The organism is Neobacillus drentensis, assembly GCF_036965245.1.
GTDB lineage: Bacteria > Bacillota > Bacilli > Bacillales > Cytobacillaceae > Neobacillus > Neobacillus drentensis_G.
The window spans coordinates 220-23429 of the sequence record NZ_JBALPG010000031.1; the positions used below are offsets into that span (position 1 = coordinate 220).

Here is a 23210-nt window from a genome sequence, read left to right on the forward strand (position 1 = left end):
GTTATATTTTTTAAAAAAAGTTGCCCATTCCTTATCAATTAAAGTTCCATTTGTTTGAATGGAGTTACTAATAACTGTATTATTAGGTGCGTATGTTGCTTGTAATTGTACCACTTTCTTAAAAAAATCGATCCCCGTTAATAATGGTTCTCCGCCTTGCCATGCAAAGGGCACGACTCTTTTTTTTAATGCCATATACTCACGGATAAATTTTTCTAGGACATCATCTTCTATTCTTTTTATGTTATCTGGTCTTCCATTACATCTACTATAATAACAATAGTCACATGCAAGATTACATGCCTCTGAGACTGTTTTCCACATAACACCCGAAATCATGTGTTTTACATTAGTCCTAACGATTTCCATATATGTTCACTCCCTTAAGATGCTTAGTTCAATGGTAGAAGACACTCAAACATAGGTATACGAGATACATCACTTTTCAGTTCATTATGACTTTAGGAATAAAAAAATGAAAAATAGATTATTAAACTTTTTATCTCTTAATTAAAATACATACGGAAACCAATGACCATTAATAGGACAGAAAGCATTTGGATAATTACTTTTCCAGGTATTCTTTGGGCCAGTAATACACCAATCTGGGATCCAATTATCACACCAATCCCTCCCCATAGGACTGTCATCCAATCTATGCTGCTATAAAATATTTGGGCTATAACTCCCACTGAGGTATAAAGGGTAAGGGCAAAAATAGATGTTGCTGTTGCATAATGGGGTGATACTTTAAAAATATAAATTAAAATGGGAACAAGCAGCCATCCCCCTCCAATGCCAAGATAACTCGATAATACTCCCAATAGAAATCCAATTGGTACCAACCAAGTAATCGAGATCCTAGGTCTTTCAATTGTGGCAGACACTTCCATAGTTGAATTTTCTACAACAATCCTTCCTTCTCGACTTACTTCAGAAGACCTTTTCCTTTTCAAAATAGCTAAAGGTGAGTTACTAGCAAACAAAAAAACTCCCAGAACAACCAGTAAGGTCGCCAAAACCACATAGAAGTATTTTGATGAATAAATTTGAAGCAGCCTAACCCCAAGCAAAGAACCTGGAAGTGCACCGATACCTAAGGTAATTCCTGTCCGATAACTAATCCTTTTTTGTTTTGCATATCCAATTACTCCTGATAGTGAATTAATTAATACAATAACTAATCCAGTTCCAGCTGCAACTGCAGGATTCATATGAAAAATAAGTAGAAGAGCTGGTACAAATATAAACCCTCCACCTGCACCGACAATGGTTCCGTATCCTCCAGCTATTATACCAATGAAAAGAAGCAGCAATCCGGTTGAAAATTCCATTTTAATCACCCTAAATCTGTAACTTTAATATTAATCTATCAAAAGACTTAGGGGGAGTAAATTAGAAAAGTTTTATAGACTATAAACAAAAGGAATAAACAATAATTCCGATGTTAATACTTAAAATTCTCATCCAATATGCCAAAAATGGCTAATCGGTAGATATACTGAACCTAAGAAGTTGTGAATGATCAATATGTGAGTTCGATTTATGTTACTGCCATTTTCACAGGAGTACGTCGAGGTGAGAACTTAGGATTAAGGTTGAATATTTCACTCAAATTATACCAATATCACGGACAAATTAGACAATTGTCATGGAATTTTTAAACAAGTTTCACGGAACGAGAACTACTCCCCCCTATAATGAGGATGACACTGATTAGTCAGATAACACTGTCTATTCAGTGATTCTATCATTATAGGGGGTTGTTTTTTTGATAAATCTTCATTGGACAAATTACCATCAAAAAAATCAGTTAGGTAACGGAAATTTTCATAATATATAAGAATGGTTGGTTCAGCCAAGCCTTCAGTAAGCTTGTAATTCATATACTGTTCAAACATTTCATTTTAAAGTAAATTTCTTTTCGACTGATTTTGTACGTTTTAATTTGCTGATACTTATTGAACCCTTTCTATTTGTTATCCGATTAATAGGCATAAAAAAATCCACCTTTCATAATTGAAAAAGTGGATTTAATGCACCAGTTCACATTAAAAAATGTACCGTATATTATGTAATTTTCAGTATAAATACAGGTGTATGTTTAGAAGAAAATCACGGTTCAAATCACGATTTTAGTTACTGCTTAAAAACCGTCTAAACCCTTGATAATACTGTATTTCATTGGCGGGACTGCGTGGGAATCGAACCCACCAGACCTGGCACGCAGGTCTCAAGCAGTTTTGAAGACTGTGGAGGACACCAGTACCCCATTCAGCCCCATTAGGTGTATTATTTTCAAGGCATACGGACTATGGTTTCACAGTCTCTTTACAAATGAAGCAAACGGTTTCGCTTACCTTTCATTTGAAACTATATTACAATGGAATATAGTATTTATCAATAGAATTGCCTGATTTGTCATTTTTTCGACAAGTTTTTCAATTATAACATTTGAGTTTAAAGCATTTTGAGGCTTATTTCTTGCACTAAATTGTGACGATTACTTGTCATTTTTCCTATAAACAGACTATAATAAGTAATAATATCGTTTTTTGTAGGTGAATAGCATGCTTCAAGGTTGGTTTTTATGGTTTATCCTATTTTGGGTTGTTTTTTTAGTAGGTTCGTTTGCCATTGGCGGTTTTTTTATGTTTCGCAAGTTTTTAAAAAAAATGCCGAAAGAAGATGGCAAGTCGGTAATGGATTGGGAAGAGCATTATGTAAATAATTCGCGTCACTTATGGTATGACGAGGAGAAAGCCCTTTTAGAGGATTTAGTCAGCCCCGTTCCAGAACTGTTCCGCGATGTAGCTCGGCATAAAATAGCTGGAAAAATTGGCGAACTTGCCATTCAAGAGAATGCAGCTAAAATCACTCAAGAACTGGTGATTCGCGGGTATATTCAAGCAACACCTAAACGAGATCATAAATTTTTACGAAAAAAGCTTTTTCAAAATCAAATTGATGTTACGCCGTACGAGCATTTATTCTAAACCGTTCATAACGAACGGTTTTTATTTTTGCCTAAATTAAAAACACTGACCCAAAAAGAATCAGTGTACGATAATTAAATCATTTTTAAGCTATGCAGCTCTTTATAAAGCTTCTTGTATGAAATATACATTGCCAAACGCCACGGAACAATCATGCTGAAGGCAAGAAGGAAAAACATGCCGCTTAATTGCCCGACATCTATAGTACTGCTGAGAATTGATTTTAATAGAAGGCGAACGGCTAATAAACCTACTAAAATAAAAATAAATGCCTTTGACCGCTTTAAGTAAATATCATTGTCACGAATTTCGAATTTAGAGGTTTTGATCAGTAAGATGGAAAATAACATGCCCACGACTACTGCCTCTAAAATTTCCATTGGGGTAAGTCTAAATTCAGGAACAAAATACATAAGTGCCCCGCTGGACATAAATATAGGAGGCAAAATAATTTTTTTCACATTTGTAGGTTGTTTTGCAGCCTTCATGCGGACAAATATAACAAACAAGCCCATAAAAACTGCTCCAATTGAAGAAATAACAACGTAATTCATTGGATTCATTCTTCCCTTATCTATTTATTTACTTACTCATTATATATCAAATAATGAAATTTGCTATAAATTTTTTCACTGTATTTTTGTTCCCAAATATACCTGAAGAAAGGAAATGATACCAAAAATAGAAAAAACCATTAAGAAGTATCCTAATGGTTATGATTTCAAAGCCCTATTAATGGCTTCAATTACTTGCAAATCATTGAAAGGCTTCACGATATAGTCCTTAGCACCCGATTCAATCGCCTCCATGATAACTTTTTTCTGCCCCATTGCCGAACACATGATCACCTTCGCTTCAGGAAATTCGCTGCGAATCATTTTGATGGCTTCAAGGCCGCTCATTTCTGGCATGGTTAGATCCATTGTAACAAGATCAGGCAATAATTCACGGTAAAGCTGAACTGCTTCTTTTCCGATCTCAGCTTCCCCTACAACCTGATAATTATTTTGACTAAAGAGTTGATGTAAAGTCTCTCTAATAAATTTCATGTCATCCACAATTAATATTCTTGCCAACACGTTTCCCCCCGAACCAATAAAACACCAATCTATCGTATTTTGAAAATCCTAAAAGACTACCATAATAAAATATATTTCATTTTTACAGGATTTTTAAATAGTAAGGTGTGAGGGATATTTAAAATCCGGTAAATCCGCCAAACATTCCTTGAAAAACAGTAATTATTTTTGTCATCCAATCAAAAAAGAGGACAATCCCCATGACAATCATGATATAGCCGCCAATTTTCATAATCTTTCCACTGTGTGTTTTAATCCATTTCATACGTCCTACAAAGAAAGATAAAATAAAAAACGGGATTGCGAAGCCAAGAGAATATGCAAGCATGTACAAAACACCAGAGCCTGGATTTGATCCAGCTAGTAGAATAACTGCCGAGAGGATCGGACCCGTACATGGTGTCCAACCTGCGGCAAAAGCCATCCCAATTAAAATAGAGCCTATATAACCAGAAGGACGATGCTTAAATTCAACTCTTCGATCCTTCATCATAAACTCTGGTTTAAATACACCAACAATGATTAATCCAAAGAAAACAATAAAAATTCCGCCCAATTGACGAATAATGTCTTTATATTCTGAAAAAAAACTTCCAATAAAAGATGTTCCAAATCCAATTGCGATAAAAATAATTGAAAACCCTATTAAGAAAAATAGCGTATGGAGCAAACTTCGTTTTTGCAACATGGCATTTTCACTTTTCAATTCCCCAACAGACATTCCAGTTATGTAAGATAGAAACGCTGGATAAAGTGGCAAGCAACAAGGTGAAATAAAGCTTAAAAATCCTGCCCCTAATGCTAAAAATATATTTACATCAGACATATTAACACTCCCACTATAGTCGATACCCCTTCATTCTAACAAAACTTTTAACTAAAAGATAATGGTTACATGAAAATTTTGTGACTCAAGAAATAACATTTCAAAAAATATTCATTTTTTCCAATTTCCAGCCTATAATATTGGATATTTTTTTACAATATCTTTGAAATTATTTACATCATAGGTTATACTAGTAAAACAATCCCATATTTGTAGTCTATTATTCTATTTTTCCCAAATTTAGGAGTTACTCCAGAAAGGATTCTCGGCCGTGATCAAACAAGAATTAGTTGCATTAATTGAAAAAAAACGAGCTGAATTAATTCAAGTAGCTACTACCAACGGCTTAACTTCCTCCGTAGCAATTCGCTATAGTCAGGAACTGGACAACCTTTTAAATGAATATAATAGAATCTATATAAAAAAAGTTTCATCATCGGCCTGTTAACATTTCCTGACAACAGGTTAAAAACAGATCAAAAGCCCGGCACTATCGCCAGGCTTTTTTTTATTAATTTACTGCATCCTCCAAACGTCCAATCGCTCCGTTTTGTAAGAGGAACATTTTATGATATAAACCTTCTTGTGCAAGCAGCTCCTGATGCGTTCCCCGTTCCACAATTTCCCCCTGATGAAGGACAAGAATGAGGTCAGCATCCTGAATCGTTGATAATCTATGGGCAATCGCAATGGTAGTCCTTCCTTTACGCATTTTCGCAAGGGCCGTTTGAATTGCTTCTTCTGTTTCTGTATCTATATTAGCCGTCGCTTCATCCAGAACCAGTATTTTTGGATTTGCCGCAATCGTTCTCGCGAAAGCAATTAGTTGCCGCTGACCGCTCGAGAAGGTAGCTCCCCTTTCCACTACTTTATGGTCAAAGCCATCCTCAAGCCTATCAATAAACAAGTGTGCTTGAACAAATCTTGCCGCTTCTTCTACTTGTTCATCTGTCATGTCCTCGTTATGAAGCCGAATATTATCTTTTACCGTCCCATAAAACAAAAACGGATCCTGCAGGACAAGTCCCATTTTCTCTCTAAGCTCTGGCTTGGTAAAGTTACGAATTGATTCCCCATCAATCAATATCTCACCACGTTCGAATTCGTAGAAACGCATCATTAGATTAATGATGGAACTCTTGCCGCTTCCGGTATGGCCAACAAGTGCAACCGTTTCTCCTGGATTAGCAATAAAGGAAATATTTTTAAGAACGTCTCGCTTCCCATCATAAGAAAAACTTAAATTCCTGAACTCAATCTTTCCCTCTTCTATTGAAATGGACTTCTCTTCCCTTTGAGCAGGAGCCAATTCTACCTCATCCAGTAATTTGAAAACCCTAGAGCCGGCTACAATCGCCTGCTGGTATAGAGACAGCCGCATCATCATTTGGTTTACCGGTTCAAAAAATCGATCCAAATAATTTATAAACGCATAGATAACCCCAATTTCTACACTATGTTGTAAGGAAGTTATCCCAAAATAGCTTAGGACCATGATCAGTGCAAAAATATAAATCAAATCAATTGCCGGTCTTAATAGCAATCCATCTATTTTAATATTTTTCATACCCGCATTGTAGTGCTGCTCGTTAATATCGCCAAACTCTTTTCGAAGGCGTTTTTCCTGACGAAATACTTGAATTATTGACATACCAGACAAAGACTCGCTTAGCTTCGCATTCAGCTGGCTCAGTCTTTCACGCATATCAAGATAATATCGTGAGCTTAATTTTCTGTATAAATTCATGACAAATAATAAAATCGGGATAATGATGACACAGAACAAGGCCAGCTTCACATTCAAAATAAACATAGCAATAAATATACCAGTCAGCAAAAATCCACTTTGAATAAAAGTCGATATTACGGTTACAAACATATCCTTAATCGCTTCTGTATCATTCGTTACCCGTGACACGATACTGCCTGCAGGCGTTTTATCAAAATACTTCAAACCTAGAGCTTGGACCTTTGAAAAAACATCAATCCGAAGCTGTTGGATAATATATAAGGCAATCTCCTGAAATTTCAAAAATTGGAAAAACATCAAGATCGCTTTTACTACTTGAATTCCCATGTAAACTGAACCAAGAATCAATAAAGGCTGAAACTCAAGCCTTCCAGGTGTTAAATAATCATCAATAAAGATTTTAACTAATAACGGCAGGACAATATCCCCGATAGTTGTTAGCAACAAAAGGATAAATGCAAGAATGATAATTTTTTTATGTGGTTTTGTATAGGAAAGAAGACGGAATAAGACCTTTCTTTGTTCACGTTCTGACAAATGCTCTTTCTCTTCCATATTAATGTCCTCCATGCTCAACCAGCTCTTCTAGCTGCTGGTGTAAATACATTTCCTTATACCATCCGTCTAATTCCATCAGTTCCTCGTGAGTGCCCCTTTCCATGATCTTCCCATCTTCTAAAACAAGAATGAGATTGGCATGTTGGATGGCACTTAAACGGTGTGAAGTAATGATTGTTGTTTTCCCTTCACGATTCTGCCTTAATGACGAAAGAATCGCTTCCTCGGTTTTGGCATCTACTGCTGACAATGAATCATCGAGTACTAAAACTTCCGGATTCATTAATAGCGCCCGGGCTATGGAAATTCTTTGTTTTTGCCCTCCAGATAATGAAACTCCCCGTTCTCCAACAACCGTTTCATAGCCATCGGTAAATTGGAGTATATCGTCGTGGATATTGGCTAGTTTCGCTGCATTATTAACTTCTTGTATTGAGGCTGTTGGGTCTGTGAAGGCAATATTTTCAGCAATAGATGCCGAAAATAAGAAATGATCCTGTGGAACATAGCCGATTGCTTCACGTAATTTTGCCAGCTTATAGTCTTTTAGTGTCATACCTCCAAAAAGAATGTTTCCTTCAAATCCTTCAAACTCCCGAATCAGCAGCTTTAACAGCGTTGTTTTTCCTGCACCCGTTTTACCGACAATCCCAAGTGTCTCACCTTGTTTAAGTGAAAAATTGATATCTGTTAAGATTGGCCTTGATTCACCTGGATAGGTAAATTCTGTGATTGTGTATTGGATATCACCACATGGCACAACATCCAAGGCCTTCTCGTTATCAATAATGTCTACCTTTTCACTAAGGAGAGCTGCAACACGGTCATAAGAAGCTCGACCGCGTTCAACAATATTAAATAACCAGCCAAATGCAAGCATTGGCCAGATTAATAAACCCAAATATGTCGTAAACGAGATTAATTCTCCAATCGTTAATTCGCCATTAAGGACATATTTTGCACCAAATGCAATCGATAGAAAAAAAGAAATGCCGACGATAATGGAAATGGTAGGGTCATAGAGGGAGTCAATTTTTGCTACAACAATATTTTTTTGGACGACATCTGCCGATTGTTTGCGGAAATCTTCAATATCTTCCTTTTCCTGCCCAAACGTTTTGATGACCTTAATCCCTGTAATGCTTTCCTGCGTTTTGTCATTTAATGATGAGAATGCTTCTTGTGCCTTATAAAAACTTTTGTGGAGCTTGGTCCCAAACCAGTTTGTCAACAGTGCCATAAAGGGCATCGGTATCAAACAAATTAAGGTTAACTTCCAGCTGATTGTAAATGCCATTGCGATAATGACAAATCCGCCAGTCGATAAGGAGTCTACGAGAGTTAAGACTCCTGCTCCCGCAGTTTGTTGAATAGCTGATAAGTCGTTGGTAGCATGTGCCATCAAGTCACCAATTCGGCTTTTTTGATAAAACGATGGTGACATCTTGGTAAAATGAGAATACAAACGATTTCTTAATATCCTGCTAAGTTTTACCGCTGAACCAAAAATCATAATTCTCCAATAATATCTGAGACCATACATCATAAGTGCAACGGCAATCAGGACCAAAACCCACTCGATAAGCATCCCTTTAGTGACCGTTCCGTCGTTAATATGGTCGGCAATAATGCCAATTACTTTTGGAGGTACTAACTGCAGCAGAGCTACTAGTAATAAAATAAGTACCCCTGATATGTACGCTTTTTTCTCCTGTTTAAAAAACCAACCTAAGTCTAAAAAAACCTTCATAAAACCCCCCCAAAGACGAAAAAAAATAATGCTAAAAAGTTTCTTGCAAAAATTAATGTAGCAAGGATATATTTTAACTTGCCGAAGTTTTATTTTATCAAATATTTCTAAAATAATAAAGATTTAGAAATTATAAGTTTAAAAACATGAAAAAAGCACTCATATATATGAGCGCTTGTCCATTTTATTTAGATTGCTGCTTGTTCATTGCTGCCATCATTTGGTTGATTTTCTTTTGCGAAGGTTTCATTCCCATTTGCATCATCATCATTTTTAACATTTGTTCATTGATTGGCGGATTTTTCTTTAAGTAGCTCATCATATATTTACGAGCAATGAAAAATCCTAGTGCTACACCAGCTGCTAATGCTAGTATACCAACTAGAATGTAATAACCCATTAAACTTCCTCCTTCATGTTGTCTATCATACAGTGTACTAAATAATACGGGATAAGACAATATCTCGATGCAATTAGATAAATTTTCTTTCTTTTATCGGTTTTAACCAGCCGTAACACTCATGATCAAGGTCAATTGCTAAAAAGGATGATTCGCATTTTCTAAGCACTTCAAAAAAAGCCGTTTCGGCTTCATAGCTGCCTTCTGCCTCAACTGTAATTAAGTCTTGAAAAACTTCAAGCCTTGCCGTGCTTAGTTTACCACTTAAGAAAATCGTATATGCACCATGATCCGCTTTAAAGCCTTTCATTTTACCAAGCTGTTTTTGGATCAACTGATGGATCTTTAATACCTCTACACTTTTCGTTATATAAGAAATTTGCTTTTGCGTTATAAATTTAAGCTCGTCGTCAGCTGTTTGATGTTCCTGAAAAAGCTGAAAAAATAATCGCTCTCTTCCGAAGTAATGGGCGGCAAATTCATCTTCTATTAAATATAGCTGATATTTTCTCACCACTGTTCTCTCCTTCGTTGAAACCACTTTTAACTATTATAAAAAACCATAAACAAAACATTTGTCTTACGGCGGCAAAAATTTTCACTTTTTTTGTCGATTATCAGATTTCTTAACAAATCTACTATGAATTCGGTAGAATGATCGAGCATTCCTTTTTAAAAACCTATTGTTCATATTTTTGTAAAAAACGAATTTAACCAATAATAGTGATAGTCCGATCCAATGGTCACCCCGAAAAAGAAAAATTTGCTTCTATTATAAATTTAAACACTTCCATTTTATATACTTTTTAGATAATTCATGAAATTATATTGATTCTTTGGGGGTAGCTTTTCATATAATGGCTCATTTTGTGGTTAGATTGGCTCAATAATTCTGATTTATAGGCCATACTATCCCTGTTTAAGCTCATTTATCGTGGATAAAATTCCATATTTTTACATTATAAACTCAAAAAAGAGAACGGATCTATCCGTTCTCTCTCGTATTTCACTATCTTATTGTTGTAATAGTGCTTTTACTCGTTCAACTACATTATTAACTGTAAAGCCGTATTCTTCCATAATTTTTTCACCTGGTGCAGAAGCTCCGAACTTATCAATTGCTAATACATCGCCTTCATCACCAGTATATTTATGCCAGCCTAAGGAAGTGCCAACTTCAATTCCTAGACGTTTTTTCACATTCTTTGGAAGCACAGAATTTTTGTACTCTTGAGATTGTTGTTCAAAGCGATCCCATGAAGGCATGCTGACAACAGAAACGTGAATACCTTCTCCCACAAGGGCTTTTTGTGCTTCAACAGCAAGACTAACTTCTGAACCAGTTGCTAACAGTAATGCATCTGGAGTTTCTTTTTCTGATGGAGAAACAATATATGCTCCTTTTGAAACTCCCTCGTACGCACTTGTATCGGTTCCTTTTAATGTCGGTAAATCCTGACGAGTCAATACGAGTGCTGTTGGTTTGTTTGTTGATTCAACCGCAAGCTTCCAAGCAGCTGCTGTTTCGTTCCCGTCCGCAGGACGAATGATTGATAAACCAGGCATTGCACGTAATGCTGCAATTTGTTCGATTGGTTCATGTGTCGGACCATCTTCCCCAACAGCAATACTGTCATGGGTAAATACATAGGTAACAGGTAATCCCATTAGAGCAGCTAAACGAATGGCTGGACGCAAGTAGTCAGAGAACACAAAGAATGTTCCGCCAAATACTTTTACACCGCCATGAAGGGCAATACCGTTCATCGCAGCGCCCATCGCAAATTCACGTACGCCGAACCAGAAGTTACGGCCTTCATAAGCGCCAGGCATATAGTCTTTTGAACCTTTAATCATCGTTTTATTTGAACCAGCAAGGTCCGCAGAACCACCGATGAAAGTTGGAAGGTTTTTCGCAATACCGTTTAACACTTCGCTTGATGAAGCACGGCTTGCAAGGCTTTTTCCTTCAGGATATACGGGAACATCTTTATCCCATCCTTCTGGAAGTTCATTTTTTAATGCTTGTTCAAGTTGAGTTGCTAGTTCAGGATACTCCTTTTTATATTGTGCAAAAAGGTCGTTCCATTCTTTTTCTTTCTTCGTACCAGTTTCAACAATTAGTTTTTGGAAGTTATCATATACTTCTTGTGGTACATGGAAGTCTTCTTCAAATGTCCATTTATAAGCTTCTTTTGTAAGCTTTAGTTCATCGGCACCTAGTGGTGAACCATGTACACCAGATGTTCCGGCACGATTAGGCGAACCATAACCAATTACTGTTCTTACTTCAATCATAGTAGGACGGTCTAAGTCACTTTTTGCTTCTTCAAGTGCTTTTAGGATTTCTTCAAGATTATTACCGTCTTCTACACGAAGGTATTGCCAGCCATATGCTTGAAAACGTTCTTTAACACTTTCAGAGAATGATTTATTTAAGTCACCGTCAAGAGAAATATCATTAGAATCGTAAAGGACAACCAAACGACCTAATTTTAAATGTCCTGCAAGTGATGCAGCCTCTGCGGATACACCTTCCATTAAATCACCATCACCACAAATGCTGTATGTAAAATGGTTCACAAGTTCATAGTTATCTTTATTATAAACGCTTGCGACATGGCGTTCTGCCATTGCCATACCGACTGCCATCGCAATTCCTTGACCAAGCGGGCCAGTTGTAGCTTCAACCCCTTCAGTGTGTCCATACTCAGGGTGTCCAGGTGTTTTACTTCCCCATTGTCGGAATTGTTTTAGGTCATCCATAGTTAAATTATAACCGGATAAATGAAGCATACTGTAAAGCAATGCTGAGCCATGGCCTGCAGATAAAACAAACCGGTCACGGTTAAACCAATGAGGATTTTTTGGATTATGATTCATTATGCGAGTCCATAATGTATAGGCCATTGGTGCCGCACCCATTGGCATCCCTGGATGTCCAGAGTTTGCCTTCTCGATTGCATCAATGGAGAGAGTCCGTATCGAGGTAACAGATAAATTATCAATAGTATTAAACATGAATTACATCCTTTCTTGTGCACAATTACTAAATACATCATTAATATTATATTGCAGATGCTATTTATTCAACTAATAGCTTAAAAATTTGAAGCAAAAGTCATTTTGTTTCTTATTTTGACACAGATTTGATTTATGTATGTAAAAATGTAAAAAAAAAGAAGACTCGCCAATTGGCAAGCAGGCCATTTGGCGAAGACAGAAGCGTCATTCCTCTAATGCATTCAGTAATGAATAAAATTCTGTTTTGGCCAAAATGTAATTTTTTACATTTTAATGAAGTGTATTTTTCTTCCTTGCTTTTAATTTCTCAGGCGTTACATCATTACCTTCAGGATCTATGAACTTTGTATTTGTTAATGTATCAAGCATATTAGAGCGGAAAGTTGCCAAATACTCACTTCTTAATTTAGATTGCTCCTTTGCTTCTAAATCTGTTAAACCTGACGATTTTGCTTTTCTTGCCAGTTCATTAATTCGAGCCATTTTTTCTTTTGATAGCATTTAAGAACCTTCCCTTCAAACTATTTGAGACATCTGATTTTACTAAAAAAATGACCTTCTGACAAGGCAAAAGGTCTACTCTTCTTGAGATTCGATATATTCTTGGTATCTTCTATGTACGGTTGCTTTAGAAATATTATAACCAAATCCTCTAAGTGTAGCGGCTATATCCGCAAAGGTTAAGTTATTTTTTCTCAATCTTACAATTTGTTCTATCGGTACTTCAATTTTATCTCTCCCCGAGGACTCTCCCAGGTTTTTTAAATTTTTTTCCGGTTTATACCCTTGCTGAACCGCTCGTTTCATTCCTCGTTTAATTTTCACATTATGAAGCTTCCGTTGGTATTCTTCCACCATACTGACGATTTTTAACACCATTGAATCCGATTCTGACAGCTCCAATTCACCATTATGAGAAATACTATAAAGTTTAACATCTTCTTTTATTATACAATGCAGAAGGGCAATTTTCGCGTTACCTCTTCCAAGACGCGTTTCGTCCTGGATCAACAAAGCCTGTACCTGTTGATCTTTTATTCTTTCTAATACTTGTAGAATTCCTTCTCTTTCAAAATCATAACCGCTAGCTTGTTCTTTTATAATGGAATCAATTTCAAATTGATACTGATTAGCAAGCTGGATAAGTTCTTCTTCCTGACGTTTTAATGAAGTTTCCTGTGTTTCTTTATTCGTGCTGACTCGGCAGTATATAATCGCTTTCATAGAAAAGCTTCCTTTCTATTCTCCTGGGGCGCTAGCTAATTCGGTTGTTAGTGAAGAATCTGTTCTATTAACCGGAATGATAATTTCTTCACCAGGAAAAATTTGATCACTGATGTTTTCATTATGCTTCTTTACCCAACTTACAAACTCCTCGTTCGAAAAAGTATGCTGTTCGGCATATTGGTTAGAAATTCCCCAGAGTGTATCTCCCTCAGAAATAGTTACTTTTACAAATTGATCCTGTTCATTGGTATGATGTTGAAATGAGAATATGAAAGCAAATAAACAGCTTAAAATAATAAGTGTAATAGCATACGAGTATTGGTTCCATAATTTTTTCATTTTTCCGCACCTCTTATAGGAATATGTGTTCTCTTTTTGATAATTTTATTATAGTTCGAACATTTGTTTGCTGTCAACTACTATTTCGAACTTATGTTTGTATAAAATAGGAGAACATGCTATAATAAAGACAACAATAACCAGGTGAGGTGCATTTTATCATGGTAAAAATATCAAAACGGCAGCAGGATATCCTGGATTTCATTAAAGATGAGGTTAGGAGTAAAGGATATCCTCCTTCGGTCAGGGAAATAGGGGAAGCTGTTGGACTTGCATCCAGCTCAACTGTTCATGGACATTTAGCGAGGCTGGAAAGTAAAGGTCTTATCCGTCGAGATCCTACCAAACCAAGAGCAATAGAAATATTAGAAGTGGATGAGGCAGCACATATACCAAAAAACAAAGTTGTAAATGTCCCAGTTGTTGGGAAAGTTACGGCAGGTATACCTATTACGGCAATCGAAAATGTGGAAGAATACTTTCCACTTCCAGAAAGTCTTGCGCCCGCTGATGAACATGTCTTTATGTTAGAAATTATGGGTGAAAGTATGATAGAAGCCGGGATTCTTGATGGGGACTATGTTATTGTTAAACAGCAGCAAACCGCAAATAACGGTGATATTGTTGTAGCGATGACAGAGGAAGACGAAGCAACATGTAAGAGATTTTTTAAGGAAAAGGACTATATTCGCCTGCAGCCCGAGAACTCTACCATGGATCCTATCATTTTAAGGAATGTTTCGATTCTAGGAAAAGTCATTGGGGTTTATCGACACATTCATTAAAAAGGAAAAAGCTGGCACCATTGCCCAGCTTTTTTTTTGTATTTTTATTGGGAAAATTTATTAATAGTGTCATACTTTGGGTAAAAGTTTGGAAAATTCAGTATTTTTACTCATGCTTATATTGTTTATTTTTTTATATAATAATACTACACCATGATTTACCTTAGGTCCAAAAAAATCATAGGCTTAAGGAGTGTGAGAAACAGTGTTAACGGACATTTTTTTCTCTTTAGTGATTGGTGGGTCGGTTGGGATCATTGGACATGTTCGAAAGCACGGAAAAATTGTTATGCCTCGTAAAACGAAAAGGTTCCTTTATCTCGGTTTTCTAGAAGAATTGCTTCTAGGTGCAATTGCTTCCCTTCTCCTCGTCCTGTATACAGCTCCAAATTCATTTGTAGAAATTACTGTATTTTCTATTATTGCCGGAATCAGTGGTGATGTGGTCCTATCTAAATTCAAAATGTTGAATCAAAACAGCGAGGAAAAATAATCAAAAAACCCAGTATTGGATTTTTTCCAAACTGGGTTTTTTGTTTCATCTTCAAAATATTAATACATGCTCATATATTGGTCACGTTCCCATTGGTGAACAACTGTACGGAACATATCCCATTCAATTTCTTTTGCCTCAACAAAATGTTCGAAGATGTGCTCGCCAAGACCGGAGACAATCACTTCATCTGATTTTAATTGCTCCAATGCTTGAGCTAATGTTGCAGGAAGATCAATGATTCCCTCTTCAATTCTTTCTTCCTTGCTCATGACATAAATGTTACGGTCAACTGGTTCAGGAGGAGTTATTTTATTTTTGATTCCTTCTAAGCCTGCTTTTAGAAGTACTGCCATTGCTAAGTATGGATTTGCTGCAGGATCTACGCTCCGTACCTCTACACGTGTGCTTAAACCGCGTGATGCAGGAATACGAATTAATGGTGAACGGTTTTGAGCAGACCAAGCCACATAACATGGTGCTTCATAACCAGGTACTAGCCGCTTATATGAGTTAACAGTTGGATTGGTTACTGCTGTAAAGCTTGGTGCATGTTTTAGAATTCCAGCGATGAAGTGGCGTGCATTGTCACTCATCTGTAAGTCACCAGTTGGCTCGAAGAAGGCATTTTTTCCATTTGTAAACAACGAAAGATTCATATGCATTCCAGATCCATTAACACCGAATAATGGTTTTGGCATGAAAGTAGCATGCAAGCCATGTTTACGAGCAATGGTTTTCACTACAAGTTTGAAGGTTTGAATTTGATCACACGCCGTTAAAGCGTCAGCATATTTGAAGTCGATTTCATGTTGGCCTGGTGCTACCTCATGGTGAGAGGCTTCGATTTCAAAGCCCATTTCTTCTAACTCCAGTACGATATCACGACGGCAGTTTTCACCAAGATCAGTTGGAGCAAAATCAAAGTATCCACCTTGGTCATTCAACTCTAATGTTGGCTGTCCTTTTTCATCTAATTTAAACAAGAAGAATTCTGGCTCAGGTCCAAGATTGAAATCTGTAAAGCCTAGTTCATTCATTTCCTTTAGCACACGCTTTAAGTTATTACGCGGATCACCGCCAAAAGGAGTGCCATCAGAATTGTGAATATCACAAATGAGGCGGGCTACTTTTCCTTTTTCCGCTGTCCATGGAAAGACAACCCATGTGTCTAAATCTGGATACAAATACATATCAGACTCTTCAATCCGAACAAAACCTTCGATGGAAGAACCATCAAACATCATTTTGTTATCTAGTGCTTTCTCTAATTGGCTGATTGGAATCTCTACGTTTTTAATGGTTCCAAGAATATCAGTAAATTGTAGGCGAATAAATTTTACGTTTTCTTCTGATGCAAGCCTCTTAATGTCTTCTCTTGAATACTTTTTCATTATAAAACCCTCCAATATTGAAAAAACTTCATTTTTTAATGGAAAAAACGTGATATATCGCCTTGTCTTAGGGATGACCGATTTAATCTGCCTGAATGCAATAATTCATTACGCAGAAGCTTTCTAAGATCATCATCTGACAGATCGCGCTTTGCTTTTTCCGTTTGTGGTTCTAACACATTTGATTGCTGTTCTTTTACTAAAAATAATTGCTTGATCCCTGCCATGTTGACACCTTGATCAATTAAATCCTTGATTTCTAACAGTCTATCAATATCATTTAAACTAAATAATCGCCTGTTCCCCTCGGTTCTTGCTGGAGAAATCAATTGGTGTTCTTCATAATAGCGGATTTGCCTGGCAGTTAATTCTGTTAGCTGCATGACAGTTCCGATGGGAAACAGTGGCATGGATCGGCGAATTTCTTTTCCACTCACCAAATTTCTCCTCCTTTTTATTAAATCATATTGCTATTATATTCGGTGTTAGATAATATGTCAAATACATGTTAGATTTTCTAACATGGTTTTTAAAAATAAAAAAAGGACAACCTATCAAAGCTGTCCATTTAGTGTTTTTGCCTATTTCAGTTCAACTAATCCTTTATCCGCCAAATGATCTATAGCAAGACAAACTGCCATTTTTACATGTGCATAGGTTAAGCCGCCTTGAACATAAGCGACATAGGGCGGTCTGATAGGGCCGTCTGCAGTTAGTTCAATACTCGCACCTTGGATAAAAGTTCCTGCTGCCATTATGACGTCGTCTTCATATCCTGGCATATAACTTGGGTGCGGGGTTACATAGGAATTAACCGGTGAAGCAAATTGGATTGCCTGACAAAAAGCAACCATTTTACCCCGGTCATTAAACTGTACCGATTGAATTAAATCCGTCCTCTTAGCATCCCATTTCGGCGAAGAATTCATTCCTAATTTCTCCAACATAGCTGCGGTAAATACTGCACCTTTTAATGCCTGACCAACCACATGCGGTGCGAGGAAGAAACCTTGATACATTTCCTGCAGACTATAAAGGGAAGCCCCGGCTTCAGCACCGATCCCTGGTGATGTCATACGGTAAGAACATGCCTCCACCCATTGTTTTTTGCCGACGATATAGCCGCCAGTCTTAGCAATTCCGCCGCCAGGGTTTTTAATCAGAGATCCCGCCATTAAGTCCGCACCAACATGACAAGGCTCGAGGTCTTCAACAAATTCCCCGTAACAGTTATCAACAAACACGATTACGTCTTGTTTAATTTCTTTGACAAACTTAATCATCTCGCCTATTTCCTCAACCGTGAATGATGGCCTTGTGGCGTAACCTTTAGAGCGCTGGATCCCAATCATTTTCGTATTCGGTTTTATTTTCTTAGAAACGGCATCCCAATTGATTCCGCCTTCGTCAGTAAGTTCCACATGATCATAGGAAATTCCGAATTCCTTTAAAGAGCCAATCCCGTTTCCACGGATTCCCACGATTTCTTCAAGTGTGTCGTATGGCTTGCCAGTAATATAAAGAAGTTCATCTCCTGGACGGAGAACACCAAATAAAGCAATTGATATGGCATGCGTACCGGAAATTATTTGTGGACGAACAAGGCCTGCTTCCGCTCCAAAGACATCTGCATAGACTAATTCTAGCGTATCACGTCCAATGTCATCATATCCATAACCTGTTGACGGGATAAAATGAGAATCACTCACCCGTTTGTTTTGAAAACTTCTTAATACACGAAATTGATTGGCTTCAATTCTCTCATCGATTTCTTTATGTATTGCAGCGATTTGTTTTTCAACCTCTCTTACAATCGGCTGAAGTTTTTCCCCGTTTTTTAACTGTTGAAACATGCTGTTACTCCTATCTATATTTTATATTTCTGTAATTGCCCTGTTATTTGATGATCTTGCAGCGAATACCCTTTGCATCGATACAATTGACCTTCTTCTTCAAAGGTAAGCTCCCTTAAAATTGTTTCATTTTTTAATTGCGAAAGGAGCTTTCCTTCCGTCGAAGGTACCCGGACCTCGTAAGGATTCATCATTTCAATGATTTCCTTTTCCATTTTCTCCTTCAATGCATGACGATCTTTTTCATCAAACGCGCTAATAAAAGCAGTCGGTGTTTCAGCAGTTGGAACGAAATCAGGATGCTGAATATCTTTTTTATTATAAACGGTTAACTGTGGAATATCTTTTATTTCTAAATCATCAAGCAGCTTTTTTACCGTTTTTTCATGATGAAAATAATCCGAATTCGACATATCGACTACATGAAGAAGCAGATCCGCTTCCTTTACTTCCTCAAGCGTTGAGCGAAATGCAGCTATGAGTGCTGTTGGGAGGTCTTGAATAAAACCAACTGTATCGGTAATTAAAGATAAAAATCCACTTGGTAAAATTAATTTACGTGTCATCGGGTCAAGTGTTGCAAACAATTGATTTTCCTCGTAGGATTCCGCTTCAGATAAACGATTAAAAAGAGTTGATTTCCCGGCATTCGTGTAGCCGACAATTGCAACCTGAAAGGCTTTGTTTTTCTTTCTTCTTTCCCGATATCGATCACGGTGTTGTACGATGACCGATAGCTGGGTTTTTATATCATCAATTCTACGGCGGATATGCCGGCGATCCGATTCTAACTTTGTTTCCCCGGGTCCTCTTGTTCCAATCCCTGCACCAAGACGAGATAATGCGGTACCTTGACCAGCTAAACGCGGTAGTATGTATTGCAGCTGCGCAAGCTCAACTTGAAGTTTACCTTCTTTGGAGCGGGCCCTTTGTGCAAAAATATCTAAAATAAGTTGGGTACGGTCAATAATCCGAGCATTCACCTCGGAAGCAAGATTTCTCTTTTGACTCGGAGAGAGTTCATCATTAAAAATAACTATATCTGCTTCAAGTTCCTCAACGAGCGTATTTAGTTCTTCCACTTTCCCTTTCCCTATATAGGTTGCTGAATGAACTCGATCCCGTTTTTGGACAACAGAAATTAACACTTCGCCTTGAGCGGTTTCAGTTAGTGAAGCTAACTCCTCCATTGAATAATGAAAACGTAAATCATCATTCTCATTAGTTTGACAGCCAACAAGGATTGCTTTCTCTTTCGTTTCCTTTTGTTCCACTAGGCATCCTTCCTTCTATAAAAGCTCTACAACTCATCATAACAAAAAACGATTACTTTCTCTAATTCCCCTATACCTTTTAATGTATAAAATATTTGTTGTAATTTTTCTGCATCATGATAAAATTTTATTGTTTGTTATTTGAAGGGATTTAACTGTTTTTCATACATAGACATCAAGGAGAAATCAGATATAATGACATGGGAAGTTTTAAGCATGATTGGCACTATTGCCTTTGCCGTCAGTGGCGCAATTGTAGCCATGGAAGAGGAATATGATATTTTAGGAGTTTACATTCTAGGAATTGTCACCGCTTTTGGCGGCGGGGCGATTCGAAACCTGTTAATCGGTGTACCCGTCTCTGCCTTATGGGAACAGAGCTTATTATTTCACATTGCCTTATTATCGATGACTGCTGTGTTTTTATTTCCAAGCAACCTTCTTAAACACTGGCAAAAATGGGGAAATTTCTTCGATGCAATAGGCCTGTCCGCGTTTGCTATTCAGGGCGCAATGTATGCCGAGAATATGAACCACCCACTTAGTGCCGTAATTGTTGCAGCTGTTTTGACCGGAATCGGCGGTGGGATCATCCGTGATTTATTAGCAGGAAGAAAACCAATTGTACTCAGAGCTGAAATTTATGCGGTTTGGGCTATTCTTGCAGGCATAATCATCGGACTTAAAATCGCTTCAAATCCTTGGGAATTGTATACCTTATTTGTTCTTGTTACTGTTTTACGTGTTCTTTCTTACACCTTTGATTGGAAACTGCCATCACGAAGAATTGGAGCTCATTAACAAAGAAAAGCGAAGTTGTCTAGCCGCTAGGCACTCCTCGAAAAAGCTAATGCTTTTCCTTCGTACGAGGTATCGCTTCCAAAGCTTATTCTTATGGAGCTGGAGAATTCACAAAATCGAAATTTATAAGTATCTCTTAAAAACGGACAAAAATCGGCGGTTTGGTATAAGCCCGCCGATTTTTCTTTAGTCTTCTTCGAAAACAAGGTCATTGCTTCTAAGTGTCATCAAATCATGTCTGTCATAGCTATTGAGCATTAACAGCCTCATCGCTTGCGCCCGAACTGATTTTTCAATTACGTTACGGACGTATCGGCCGTTTGAAAAACTATTAGGATTTAACACAGCCTTCACCCAAATTAAATGATCTCTTAATTTCTTTTCTGCCTCATGACTCAACGAGTATTCTCTCTCTACCAACATCCTGCTGGCAATATCCATTAATTGATCAATATTATAGTCTGGGAAATCAATTACTAATGGAAATCGAGAATGAAGACCAGGATTTAAAGTTAAAAAGTAATCCATCTCACGGGAATACCCTGCTAGAATCAGGATAAATTCATGCTGTTTATCCTCCATATGCTTCACAAGTGTATCGATCGCTTCCTTACCAAAATCCTTTTCCCCGCCTCGGCCTAAGGAATATGCCTCATCGATAAACAGAATCCCTCCTTGAGCCTTCTTAATCAGATCCCTTGTCTTTTGAGCTGTATGGCCAATATACTCGCCGACAAGGTCAGCTCGCTCTGCCTCAATTAAGTGCCCTTTTGTCAGAACACTCATTTTTTGAAACAGCTTTCCAATTAGCCTGGCTACTGTTGTTTTACCTGTTCCCGGATTCCCTTTAAACATCATATGAAGAGCTTGCTTTTTAGCTTTCAGCCCTGTTTCCTCACGCTTCTTGTTTACGTAAATCCAAGCATAAATTTCCTTTATCATTCGTTTCATTTCTTCCATGCCAACCAAAGCCCCGAGCTCCTCTTCAATTTCCTTAAGGGCCGTGTGCTCAGGGGGAATGACCTTTGGAACAACTTGAAAGTCAGGTAGCTCTTTTGTTACTGTTTTTCTTTTTTGTGAATTGAGTACAACACTTATTTGACCGTTACTTTTCATTCGAAATGGTTGATCCAAAGCAATCACCTCTCATTCTGCAAACAGTATAGGTAAGGTAGCTAGATTAGGCTACTCAGAAGTGTATAGGGTTAGGCATAATCCTTCATTCTATGTGTATTCACAACCACTAAAATTCATTAAAAAAGTTTTTCTGTGAAAGTTGTAATTTAAAAAAATAAAAAGAGCCCACGCGTGTGGGCTCTTTTTAGATGAAAATTTTATTGGTTATCCAATTCAAGCTGAATATTTCTTTGTGGCGCAAAAGTTGAAATGGCATGCTTATATACCAATTGTTGTTTCCCTTCACATTCAAAAAGAACAGTAAAATTATCAAAGCCCTTAATTTGGCCTCTTAATTGAAAACCATTGAGTAGGAATACCGTAATGTGGGCGTTATCTTTACGGCATTGGTTTAAAAATTGATCTTGAATATTAATAGTTGTTTTCATTTGTATATCCTCCTCTTTAATCTCTACTAATATGTATTCGATTTTACTTGAAGCTTTCCTTCAACATAATGTGAAATTTCCGCTATTTTTTTTGAGAAATTATTCACATCCGTCATATCAAACCATTGTACATCCATTTTGTTTCGAAACCAAGTCAATTGCCTTTTGGCATATCTTCTTGAATTTTGTTTTAAGTTTTCTACAGCTTCTTCCAATGTTACCCTGCCATCCAAATAGTCATATATTTCTTTGTAGCCAATTGCTTGGATTGATTGACAATCACGTAAACCTTGTTGATAGAGGTTCTTCACTTCTGCTAAAAGACCCTCGTTCATCATCAAATCTACCCGAGTATTAATACGATTATAAAGATTCTCTCGTTCCATTGTTAAGCCGACAAGTGCCGTATTGTACAAAAGGTCGCGCTGTTGTGTACTTTGAAAGTCCTTCATCGTCTTACCTGTCAGATGGTAAATTTCAAGAGCACGGATCACCCTTCTAACATTATTTGGATGAATTTGTGCCGCACTTTCTTTATCAACCGCTATTAATTCTTTGTAAAATGCTTCATTACCAATTTCCTTTGCTCTTTCTTCTAGTTTAAGGCGAAAGAATTCATCTCCCGGAACATCGGAAAATTGATAATCATAAATGACGGACTGGATATACAACCCTGTCCCGCCTACTATTATGGGAAGCTTTCCCTTTTTGGCAATCTCACTTATTCTTTCCCGAACAAGATGTTGAAATTCAGCAACCGAAAAATTTTCTGAAGGCTCCTTAATATCGATTAAATAGTGGGGAATCCCTCCCATTTCATTCATCGTGATTTTTGCTGTCCCGATATCCATTCCGCGATAAATTTGCATTGAATCCCCGCTAATGATTTCACCATTATAACGTTTGGCCATTTCGATACTTAACTTTGTTTTTCCTACTGCGGTTGGACCAATGATAACCAATAATTTTTGTTTTGAATCCAATATTTTCACACTGCCTTATTCCATTTTCAGTGAAGCCTGGCTCTATTAATCCGATTTCACATTCCCATCGTAACACATATTCGAAAAGCAGTTGAACATCAAATAAGTATATA

Annotated in this window: 26 protein-coding genes and 1 tRNA gene; 5 read left to right on the plus strand and 22 right to left on the minus strand. The window is 37.2% G+C overall.

What is annotated here, in order from left to right; all coding sequences use genetic code 11:
* From V7150_RS08510 to V7150_RS08520, 3 genes are all read right to left on the minus strand, one after another.
* The coding region (locus tag V7150_RS08510; RefSeq protein ID WP_335516224.1) for a radical SAM protein at positions 1-369 on the minus strand (369 nt) is incomplete at its 3' end.
* A 137-nt stretch (positions 370-506) separates the two neighbouring features.
* Positions 507-1334: a sulfite exporter TauE/SafE family protein gene (locus V7150_RS08515; RefSeq protein WP_248733494.1), complete on the minus strand. Its 828-nt coding sequence runs from the start codon at positions 1332-1334 to the stop codon at positions 507-509.
* 851 nt (positions 1335-2185) lie between these two features.
* Positions 2186-2282, minus strand: a tRNA-Sec gene (locus V7150_RS08520).
* A 288-nt stretch (positions 2283-2570) separates the two neighbouring features.
* Here V7150_RS08520 and V7150_RS08525 point away from each other — a divergent pair.
* On the plus strand, positions 2571-2996 hold the full coding sequence (locus tag V7150_RS08525; RefSeq protein WP_335516233.1) for a DUF2621 domain-containing protein: 426 nt from the start codon (positions 2571-2573) through the stop codon (positions 2994-2996).
* 74 nt (positions 2997-3070) lie between these two features.
* On the opposite strand, the gene V7150_RS08530 is transcribed toward V7150_RS08525, so the two are convergent.
* The 3 genes from V7150_RS08530 to V7150_RS08540 form a co-directional block, all read right to left on the minus strand.
* Entirely contained in the window at positions 3071-3550 is a 480-nt protein-coding gene (locus V7150_RS08530) for a CcdC family protein (protein ID WP_335516236.1), read from the minus strand.
* A 159-nt stretch (positions 3551-3709) separates the two neighbouring features.
* Positions 3710-4072: a response regulator gene (locus tag V7150_RS08535; RefSeq protein WP_335516240.1), complete on the minus strand. Its 363-nt coding sequence runs from the start codon at positions 4070-4072 to the stop codon at positions 3710-3712.
* A 121-nt stretch (positions 4073-4193) separates the two neighbouring features.
* Entirely contained in the window at positions 4194-4901 is a 708-nt protein-coding gene (locus tag V7150_RS08540) for a cytochrome c biogenesis CcdA family protein (RefSeq protein WP_335516243.1), read from the minus strand.
* Between the two features lie 271 nt (positions 4902-5172).
* Here V7150_RS08540 and V7150_RS08545 point away from each other — a divergent pair, with 271 nt between their 5' ends.
* Positions 5173-5349, plus strand: coding sequence for an aspartyl-phosphate phosphatase Spo0E family protein (locus V7150_RS08545; protein WP_283922781.1), 177 nt, complete (start codon positions 5173-5175; stop codon positions 5347-5349).
* Positions 5350-5412: 63 nt separating this feature from the next.
* Here the strand turns inward: V7150_RS08545 and V7150_RS08550 are convergent, their stop codons facing one another.
* The 8 genes from V7150_RS08550 to yneA form a co-directional block, all read right to left on the minus strand.
* On the minus strand, positions 5413-7206 hold the full coding sequence (locus V7150_RS08550) for an ABC transporter ATP-binding protein (protein ID WP_335516248.1): 1794 nt from the start codon (positions 7204-7206) through the stop codon (positions 5413-5415).
* A gap of 1 nt (position 7207) precedes the next feature.
* A complete protein-coding gene (locus tag V7150_RS08555) occupies positions 7208-8959 on the minus strand; it encodes an ABC transporter transmembrane domain-containing protein (protein WP_335516250.1) in 1752 nt (583 codons plus the stop codon).
* A gap of 184 nt (positions 8960-9143) precedes the next feature.
* Entirely contained in the window at positions 9144-9359 is a 216-nt protein-coding gene (locus V7150_RS08560) for a YneF family protein (RefSeq protein WP_040205118.1), read from the minus strand.
* A gap of 73 nt (positions 9360-9432) precedes the next feature.
* Positions 9433-9873 (minus strand): sporulation inhibitor of replication protein SirA, encoded by a 441-nt coding sequence (gene sirA, locus V7150_RS08565; RefSeq protein ID WP_335516257.1) that lies wholly within the window; start codon positions 9871-9873, stop codon positions 9433-9435.
* 500 nt (positions 9874-10373) lie between these two features.
* Complete coding sequence (tkt, locus tag V7150_RS08570; RefSeq protein WP_335516260.1) at positions 10374-12380, minus strand: transketolase; 2007 nt, start codon at positions 12378-12380, stop codon at positions 10374-10376.
* A 273-nt stretch (positions 12381-12653) separates the two neighbouring features.
* On the minus strand, positions 12654-12884 hold the full coding sequence (locus V7150_RS08575; RefSeq protein ID WP_335516263.1) for a DUF896 domain-containing protein: 231 nt from the start codon (positions 12882-12884) through the stop codon (positions 12654-12656).
* A gap of 75 nt (positions 12885-12959) precedes the next feature.
* Complete coding sequence (locus tag V7150_RS08580) at positions 12960-13607, minus strand: YneB family resolvase-like protein (protein WP_335516265.1); 648 nt, start codon at positions 13605-13607, stop codon at positions 12960-12962.
* 15 nt (positions 13608-13622) lie between these two features.
* Positions 13623-13949, minus strand: coding sequence for a cell division suppressor protein YneA (gene yneA, locus V7150_RS08585; protein ID WP_335516268.1), 327 nt, complete (start codon positions 13947-13949; stop codon positions 13623-13625).
* A 161-nt stretch (positions 13950-14110) separates the two neighbouring features.
* On the opposite strand from yneA, the gene lexA reads away from it, so the two are divergent.
* Together lexA and V7150_RS08595 are read left to right on the plus strand one after the other, a co-directional pair.
* Positions 14111-14734: a transcriptional repressor LexA gene (gene lexA, locus V7150_RS08590; RefSeq protein ID WP_335516271.1), complete on the plus strand. Its 624-nt coding sequence runs from the start codon at positions 14111-14113 to the stop codon at positions 14732-14734.
* 205 nt (positions 14735-14939) lie between these two features.
* Positions 14940-15227, plus strand: a complete 288-nt coding sequence (locus V7150_RS08595; protein ID WP_335516275.1) for a DUF4257 domain-containing protein — start codon at positions 14940-14942, stop codon at positions 15225-15227.
* Positions 15228-15286: 59 nt separating this feature from the next.
* On the opposite strand, the gene glnA is transcribed toward V7150_RS08595, so the two are convergent.
* The 4 genes from glnA to hflX all read right to left on the minus strand — a co-directional run bounded on the left by glnA (position 15287) and on the right by hflX (position 19748).
* Positions 15287-16621 (minus strand): type I glutamate--ammonia ligase, encoded by a 1335-nt coding sequence (gene glnA / locus V7150_RS08600; RefSeq protein ID WP_335516277.1) that lies wholly within the window; start codon positions 16619-16621, stop codon positions 15287-15289.
* Between the two features lie 35 nt (positions 16622-16656).
* Positions 16657-17058 (minus strand): MerR family transcriptional regulator, encoded by a 402-nt coding sequence (locus V7150_RS08605; protein WP_335516280.1) that lies wholly within the window; start codon positions 17056-17058, stop codon positions 16657-16659.
* Positions 17059-17202: 144 nt separating this feature from the next.
* Positions 17203-18474 carry an aminotransferase class I/II-fold pyridoxal phosphate-dependent enzyme gene (locus V7150_RS08610; RefSeq protein WP_335516283.1) on the minus strand — a complete coding sequence of 424 codons (1272 nt, stop codon included), beginning with the start codon at positions 18472-18474 and terminating at the stop codon, positions 17203-17205.
* Between the two features lie 14 nt (positions 18475-18488).
* Positions 18489-19748 (minus strand): GTPase HflX, encoded by a 1260-nt coding sequence (gene hflX / locus V7150_RS08615; RefSeq protein WP_335516286.1) that lies wholly within the window; start codon positions 19746-19748, stop codon positions 18489-18491.
* Between the two features lie 195 nt (positions 19749-19943).
* Here hflX and V7150_RS08620 point away from each other — a divergent pair, with 195 nt between their 5' ends.
* Positions 19944-20549: a trimeric intracellular cation channel family protein gene (locus tag V7150_RS08620; protein WP_283922760.1), complete on the plus strand. Its 606-nt coding sequence runs from the start codon at positions 19944-19946 to the stop codon at positions 20547-20549.
* A 186-nt stretch (positions 20550-20735) separates the two neighbouring features.
* On the opposite strand, the gene spoVK is transcribed toward V7150_RS08620, so the two are convergent.
* The 4 genes from spoVK to V7150_RS08640 form a co-directional block, all read right to left on the minus strand.
* A complete protein-coding gene (gene spoVK, locus V7150_RS08625; RefSeq protein WP_335516292.1) occupies positions 20736-21683 on the minus strand; it encodes a stage V sporulation protein K in 948 nt (315 codons plus the stop codon).
* A 200-nt stretch (positions 21684-21883) separates the two neighbouring features.
* Complete coding sequence (gene hfq / locus V7150_RS08630) at positions 21884-22114, minus strand: RNA chaperone Hfq (protein WP_283922758.1); 231 nt, start codon at positions 22112-22114, stop codon at positions 21884-21886.
* A 26-nt stretch (positions 22115-22140) separates the two neighbouring features.
* Positions 22141-23097: a tRNA (adenosine(37)-N6)-dimethylallyltransferase MiaA gene (gene miaA / locus V7150_RS08635; protein ID WP_335516295.1), complete on the minus strand. Its 957-nt coding sequence runs from the start codon at positions 23095-23097 to the stop codon at positions 22141-22143.
* The coding region (locus V7150_RS08640; RefSeq protein WP_335516299.1) for a hypothetical protein at positions 23009-23210 on the minus strand (202 nt) is incomplete at its 5' end. The genes V7150_RS08640 and miaA, both read right to left, overlap by 89 nt.